The organism is Microbacterium sp. (genome assembly GCF_051953575.1).
Taxonomy (GTDB): Bacteria; Actinomycetota; Actinomycetes; order Actinomycetales; family Microbacteriaceae; genus Microbacterium.
The window spans coordinates 1-6,262 of sequence record NZ_JBQCIP010000148.1 but is presented as its reverse complement, the minus strand read 5'-3'; the positions used below and the strand labels follow the sequence as shown (position 1 = coordinate 6,262).

Annotated in this window: 9 protein-coding genes; 4 read left to right on the top strand and 5 right to left on the bottom strand. The window is 73.2% G+C overall.

Annotated elements, in window-relative coordinates; all coding sequences use genetic code 11:
• Positions 1 to 76: 76 nt before the first annotated feature.
• Genes ACTHNQ_RS09345 through ACTHNQ_RS09335 form a run of 3 tightly spaced genes read right to left on the bottom strand, consistent with a single transcriptional unit; the run spans position 77 to position 2,566 of the window.
• Positions 77 to 727: a response regulator gene (locus ACTHNQ_RS09345; RefSeq protein ID WP_440333087.1), complete on the bottom strand. Its 651-nt coding sequence runs from the start codon at positions 725 to 727 to the stop codon at positions 77 to 79.
• Positions 724 to 1,851, bottom strand: coding sequence for a histidine kinase (locus ACTHNQ_RS09340; RefSeq protein ID WP_440333085.1), 1,128 nt, complete (start codon positions 1,849 to 1,851; stop codon positions 724 to 726). The genes ACTHNQ_RS09345 and ACTHNQ_RS09340 overlap by 4 nt, the downstream gene beginning before the upstream one ends.
• Positions 1,852 to 1,855: 4 nt before the next feature.
• Entirely contained in the window at positions 1,856 to 2,566 is a 711-nt protein-coding gene (locus ACTHNQ_RS09335; protein ID WP_440333083.1) for a DUF2306 domain-containing protein, read from the bottom strand.
• A gap of 199 nt (positions 2,567 to 2,765) precedes the next feature.
• On the opposite strand from ACTHNQ_RS09335, the gene ACTHNQ_RS09330 reads away from it, so the two are divergent.
• A complete protein-coding gene (locus tag ACTHNQ_RS09330; protein WP_018173841.1) occupies positions 2,766 to 2,921 on the top strand; it encodes a hypothetical protein in 156 nt (51 codons plus the stop codon).
• A 30-nt stretch (positions 2,922 to 2,951) separates the two neighbouring features.
• Here the strand turns inward: ACTHNQ_RS09330 and purD are convergent, their stop codons facing one another.
• Positions 2,952 to 4,226: a phosphoribosylamine--glycine ligase gene (gene purD, locus ACTHNQ_RS09325; protein ID WP_440333081.1), complete on the bottom strand. Its 1,275-nt coding sequence runs from the start codon at positions 4,224 to 4,226 to the stop codon at positions 2,952 to 2,954.
• A gap of 138 nt (positions 4,227 to 4,364) precedes the next feature.
• Here purD and ACTHNQ_RS09320 point away from each other — a divergent pair, with 138 nt between their 5' ends.
• Together ACTHNQ_RS09320 and ACTHNQ_RS09315 are read left to right on the top strand one after the other, a co-directional pair.
• Positions 4,365 to 4,736 (top strand): sterol carrier family protein, encoded by a 372-nt coding sequence (locus tag ACTHNQ_RS09320; protein ID WP_440333079.1) that lies wholly within the window; start codon positions 4,365 to 4,367, stop codon positions 4,734 to 4,736.
• Positions 4,737 to 4,776: 40 nt separating this feature from the next.
• Positions 4,777 to 5,130 (top strand): potassium transporter Trk, encoded by a 354-nt coding sequence (locus ACTHNQ_RS09315; protein WP_440333077.1) that lies wholly within the window; start codon positions 4,777 to 4,779, stop codon positions 5,128 to 5,130.
• A gap of 12 nt (positions 5,131 to 5,142) precedes the next feature.
• Here the strand turns inward: ACTHNQ_RS09315 and ACTHNQ_RS09310 are convergent, their stop codons facing one another.
• The gene (locus ACTHNQ_RS09310; protein ID WP_018173845.1) at positions 5,143 to 5,754 is read right to left on the bottom strand and encodes a hypothetical protein; all 612 of its coding nucleotides are present in this window, start codon (positions 5,752 to 5,754) and stop codon (positions 5,143 to 5,145) included.
• 259 nt (positions 5,755 to 6,013) lie between these two features.
• On the opposite strand from ACTHNQ_RS09310, the gene ACTHNQ_RS09305 reads away from it, so the two are divergent.
• The coding region (locus tag ACTHNQ_RS09305; RefSeq protein ID WP_440333089.1) for an AIR synthase related protein at positions 6,014 to 6,262 on the top strand (249 nt) is incomplete at its 3' end.

Genomic DNA, 6,262 nt, shown 5'->3' with positions numbered 1-6,262 from the left:
GACCTCGAAGAGCGGATGCCTCGACCGCCGCACCGGCGGGGTCGAGGCATCCGCTCTTCGCGCGGGGTCCCGTCAGCTAGGTGCGGGAACCGCGCTCGTGCGCCCACACGGCGAGCTCGACGCGATTGCGCGTGCCCGTCTTGGCCATGATGCTCGCGAGGTGCGTCTTCACGGTGCTGAGCGAGATGTGCAGGTCGTCGCCGATCTCGGTGTTGCCGAGCCCGCGGGCGACCGCTGCGAGCACGGCCTCTTCACGTCCGGTGAGCGGACTCGCGGGCGGACGCGAGGTGCGCGGCGCCGATCCGGCGAACGCCTCGAGCAGCCGCACGGTCACGGCCGGATCGATCAGGGCGTCACCGCGGGATGCCGCCCGCACCGCTTCGGCGAGCAGGTCGGGGCCGGAGTCCTTGAGCACGAAGCCGCGCGCCCCGGTGCGCAGTGCGGTGTACACGTACTCGTCGAGGTCGAACGTCGTGATCACCACGACCGGGATCGGATCGGTGGTGTCGGGTCCTGCGAGCTCTCGCGTCACCGCGAGCCCGTCCATCACGGGCATCCGGATGTCGACCAGACAGACGTCGGGCCGCAGCCGCCGTGCCAGCTCGACGGCGGCCGCGCCGTCGGCCGCCTCGCCCACGACCTCGATCCCGTCCTGCGCGTCGAGGATCATGCGCAGGCCCGTGCGCACGAGGTCCTGATCGTCGGCCAGCAGGACCCTGATGCTCATGCGCCCCACCCGGTTCTCGGCAGCGACACCGCCACCCGCCACCCGCCGTCCGGGCGCGGTCCGGCCTCGCACCGGCCGCCGAGCATCGCGGCGCGCTCCTGCATGCCGCGGATCCCGTAGCCGGGAGCGGTGGACGCCGCCCCCTTGCCGTCATCGTCCACGGTGAGCTGCAGCCCGTCGGCCGTTATGTTCACATCGATGTCGATCCGCCGCACGCCGTGGCCGTGGCGCCGGGCGTTGGTGACAGCCTCCTGAGCGAGACGGAACACCGCGGCGGCGACCGGCGACGGCACCTCGACGGGGTCGCCCTGCACCCGGACCGCGACCTGGGGCGCCGTGCCATCGGCGACAGCCAGCGCCTGCAGGTCTGCGAGGCCCGGCGTGGGCGACAGCGGTGCGTGGTCGGCGCGCAGCACGCCGACCATGGCACGCATCTCGCGCAGGGTCTGCGTCGCCTCGGCCTCGATCGTGCGCAGCGCCTGCGCGGTGGCCGCCGGATCCTTCGCGACGACGAGCGTGCCCGCCTGCGCCTGGATCGCGATCGCCGACACGTGGTGGGCCACGGTGTCGTGCAGATCGCGGGCGAGCTGCACCCGCTCGGCCAGGCGCGCCTGTTCGAGGTCGCGGGCACGCGCCCGCGCCCGCCAGCGCAGCGCCACGCCGAGGGACGCCGTGGCGACGGCCACCGCGATGCCCCCGACGATGTCGCCCAGGGTCGTGCCGGCGGTGGTGAGCGAGAGCGCAGTGCCGAGCACCACGAGCGCGCCGCCGAGGATCATCTCGCGGCCGCTCGCCCACCGGAACAGCGCGTACAGCAGCACGAGGAAGTACGCCGTCGTGAACAGCCGGGGGTCCCCGCCGGCGGCCCAGCCCATGACCGTCCCCGCGACCAGAGCGACGGCGAGCATGGCGAGCGGGTGCGTCCGCCGCCAGAGAAGCGCGGCCGAGAGGCCGATGAGTGCGACCGCCCACGGCCATCGCCACGGCACGTCGGTCCGCAGCGCCGCCTCGAGCAGCGCCGCCACGACGACCGCGCCGACGAGCACCGCATCGCGCCACACGAACCGCGGCGGTGCCGGGACGGCCCTCGGGGCGTCCCAGAGAGCGCGCACCGGGCTCGTCATGCCCTCATGATAGGGGCGGCGCAGACGGGGCACTCGGGAGGGCGGACCTGGCGGCGCGAGGCGTCGGCGAGCGTCGGATCACGATCTCGGCGACGGTGAGGTTGATGGCCCAGCCGGCCGCCATGAGGAGCGTGTGCCCGACCGGGCTCGGCGCGCCGACGAGCAGGGTCCACGGCAGGAAGGTCAGCACCTGCGTGCCGGCCCCGAGCCCGATCGCGTACGCGCGCATCATCCACGCCCGATGCGTGCGCACGTCCCCGCGGCGGATCGCCGCGAAGGCGACGACGATGCCGCCCGCCATGACCGCCGCGAGCACGAGGCGCAGCGGCGACAGCCCGGGCCCCGTGACTTCGGGCGGCAGCGGGTAGAAGAGCGTCATCCAGGCCGCCGATCCGGCCGACAGCAGACCGGCAGGCGCGACGAGCCGACCCGCGCGCCGGTGCCAGGTGCGACGGCGGAGCTCCGGGGCGAACTGCAGCGCGCCCAGCAGCAGGAACACGCTCGAGCCGACGATGTGCACGATCACCGGCACGGGCGAGTCGAAGAAGCGGGCGTTCGCCGCGGTGACCGGGCCGCCGCCGGCGAGCTGTGAGACGCGCGCGGCACCCGCGATGACGGGCACGAGGCTCAGGGCGATGAGGCCCGCCGGGACGAGGCGGCCTCTCCACGTGCCGCGGACGGTCGCCCGCGGGGCTGCGAGGGAGTGTGAGGTCATGCCGCCATGCTCGCGGCCGGGCGGGGCGCCGCACATCGGCCGCGTGGTCCGGACCGCCTCAGCCGATCGGCCGAGGCAGCGGCTCCGAGGGGGTGCGGCATCCCTTCTTCGCGCCCTGTTCGACGGGAGTGGGCTTGCGCGCCCGAGGCGCGTTGTCAACCCGTCGCGCGCCGCCTCGGCCTCGGGTCAGGATGACGTCATGACCTCACTCGCAGTGATCCTGCTCATCGTCGGAATCGTGCTGCTGCTGCTCGGCGTGTTCGTCGAGGCGGCGAAGTTCCTGCTGTGGATCGGGATCGTGATCATCGTGATCGCGATCATCGCCTGGCTGCTGCGCTACATCCGACGCAGCTAGCCGGTCATCGCACGGCTTGTCGCCGGGGGCTCACAGGCCTTCGGCGACACGGGCTGCGATGTCGGTGCGGTGCTGCCCGCCCTCCAGCCCGATCTCGCCGAGTGCGCGGTACACCCTCTCCCGCGCCTGAGCGAACGTCGTCGCGACGCCCACGACGTTGAGCACGCGGCCACCGGTGGCCACCAGCCCGCAGTCCGTCTCGGCCGTCGCCGCGTGGGCGAGGTGCACGCCGTCGACCGCCTCCGCCGCGCGCAGTCCGGTGAGGGAGCGGCCGGTCAGCGGCGCCTCGGGGTAGCCCTCGCTGGCGAGCACGACCGTCACCGCGACGTCGTCGGCGAACGCCGGCCGCGGCTGGTCCTCGAGGTGTCCCGACGCGGCCGCGAGCAGCAGCTCCGACAGCGGGTCGACCAGGCGCGGCAGCACGACCTGGGTCTCGGGGTCGCCGAAGCGGGCGTTGAACTCGATGACCTTCACGCCGGCATCGGTGAGGATGAGGCCCGCGTACAGCAGGCCGATGAACGGCGTGCCTTCGGCGTCGAGCTGGCGGATCACGGGCTCGGCGACCTCGCGCGTGACCAGGTCGACGAACTCGGCCTCGCTGCCGAAGCGGCCGTCGAGCCACGGCAGCGGCGAGTAGGCGCCCATGCCGCCGGTGTTCGGGCCCTCGTCGCCGTCGAGGAGCCGCTTGTAGTCCTGGGCCGGGCTCAGCGGAAGCACGTGGTCCCCGTCGCTGAGGAAGAACAGCGACACCTCGGGGCCGGCGAGGAACTCCTCGACCAACACCGCGCCCGACGGCAGGTAGGCGTCGGCGTGCGCGAGGGCGGCCTCGCGGTCGGACGTCACGATGACGCCCTTGCCGGCGGCCAGGCCGTCGGCCTTCACCACGTGCGGGGCGCCGAGGTCGTCGAACGCGGCCTCGACCTCGGCCCGGGTCGTGGCACGCACGGCGCGTCCGGTGGGCACGCCGGCGGCATCCATGATCCGCTTCGCGAACGCCTTCGAACCCTCGAGCTGCGCGGCCATGCGGCTGGGCCCGAAGACGGGGATGCCGCGCTCGCGGACCTCGTCGGCGACACCCGCGACGAGCGGCGCCTCGGGGCCCACGATGACGAGGTCGATGCTGTTCTCGTTGGCGAAGTTGGTCACGGCGACGGGATCGTTCGCGTCGAGCGCCACGAGCTGCGCGTGCTGCCCGATGCCCGCGTTGCCGGGGGCGGCGAAGATCTCGTGCTCGGCCTCCTCCGACCGCAGCGCCAGGATGATGGCGTGCTCGCGCGCGCCCGAACCGAGGACCAGGATCTTCACCCGATCAGCCTACCGGCGGGTCCTGCGGGGTTTCAGGGCCCACCAGCGTCGAGAATTCAGGAGAAACGCTGTTCCCCGTTCCCCGCGCGTCGCCGCATCCGTCGTTCCTCCTGAATCCTGTGCGGGTAGCGTGGAGTGATGGCCACCCGCAGGATCTCGACCGACGACGGGCGCGCGGCGCTGAGCGCCGTCGCGGCGGCGGTGGCGGCATCCACTCCGCCGTCCCGCACCGACACCGCGACGGCGGTGCGCTACCTGCTGCAGCTGCTGGTCGAGAAGGCGCCGGGCAACTCGGTCGAGGTGCGCGTGCCGCCGTTCGGCGCCGTGCAGGTCGTCGAGGGGCCGCGGCACACCCGCGGCACGCCCCCGAACGTCGTCGAGACCGACGCCGCCACGTGGATCGCCCTGGCGACGGGCACCGAGGAATGGGCGGATGCCGCCGCCGCCGGCCGCATCAGCGCCTCGGGAACCCGCGCAGACATCTCGGACCTGCTGCCGCTGCGTCCCTGACCCGGGCGCGCTCCCGGGCTTCGGGTGGGACAATGGAGCCATGCCCGAGCACAGCCAGGACCGTATCGAGACGGTGCGCGTGCGCCGCGCGCCGAAGATCTCGGTGTTCCTGATCCTCGGAGCGCTGGTCGGCGTCTTCGTCGCGATGATCCTCACGTTCGCGTTCAACGGCACCGCCGAGGCCAGCCCCAACACCGGCATGGAGTACTCGCAGGGCCAGGTGTTCGGGTTCCTCGTGCTGATCTGCGCACCGGTCGGCATCGCGCTGGCCGGCATCCTGGCGCTGGCGCTCGACCGTCGCTCGCGCAAGCACACGCACGAGGTCGCGGTCGACCACAAGTCGGTGCACGTCGACCCGGAGCCCGGCACGAACGGCAACGGCCCGGGGCACTGACCCCGCTCGACGTCAGGCCAGCTCGGCGATGATCGGGTGGATCGCGGCGTCGAAGGCGGCGACGTCGCCGCGCAGCCCGTCGGTGACGGCGATCGTGAGCGCGCCGATCCACCACACGCCGCGCTGATTCAGCGGCAGCACCTGCACGTTGAGCTCGAAGGCGTGCGCGCGACGGCCGACCTGCCGCTCGTGCTCCGCGATCGCTCCGGCATAGGCACGGTAGCTCGTGCCCGTGCTGTGCGACGCCTCTCTGCGATAGCGCTCGGCCGCGGACTGCGCGAACGCGAGGGCCTCTGCCGCATGCGGCACGACGGCGGCACGCAGTGCTTCGGCGCCCTCGGCCGGCAGCGCCAGCGACATGCCGAACTCGTCGACCAGCTCGAGCGGCACCGCCGAGGGGTGCGCCTGCGGTTCGACGGTCATCGCCCAGTAGGCGCGCCATTGCTGCTCGAGGGTCTCTTGCGCCTGCGCGCTGCGATCGTTCGCCCGCAGCGGGATGCCGCGCAGATGCGGCAGCTCCTCGGGTGAGCGGATGCCGAGCACCTGACGCAGATAGAGGGCAAGAAGTATCGGCTGACCGGCGTCTTCGCGGATCAGCCACTCCGGAGCACCGGCGCCTCCCATACCCCTCATTCTAGGTCGGCGGCGGGCTGCCGCGGCGGGTTTCACGGACCCTCCGGATGCCGCCGCCCGGCGCCTCGCCGGGCACCGGCGGGGCGTGGCGCGGGCGGCCGGACATCCGGCGTCCGCTCAGGCAGGCCGCCGGTAGGCTGGAGACGTGGCCTCCTCCGATCGCGATGCCCCCTCCCGCCCCGAATCGCCCGTGAACCCGTACGCGGCAGCCGGCGTCGACACCGCCGCCGGCGACCTCGCCGTCGAACTCATGAAGTCGGCCGTGCGTCGTACCCACGGCCCCGAGGTGCTCGGCGGCGTCGGCGGATTCGCCGGACTCTTCGACGCGACCGCCTTCAAGGCGTACGACAAGCCGCTGCTGGCGACCAGCACCGACGGCGTCGGCACGAAGGTCGCGATCGCCCAGGCGATCGACAAGCACGACACGATCGGGCAGGACCTCGTCGGCATGGTGGTCGACGACATCGTCGTGGTCGGCGCGAAGCCGCTGTTCATGACC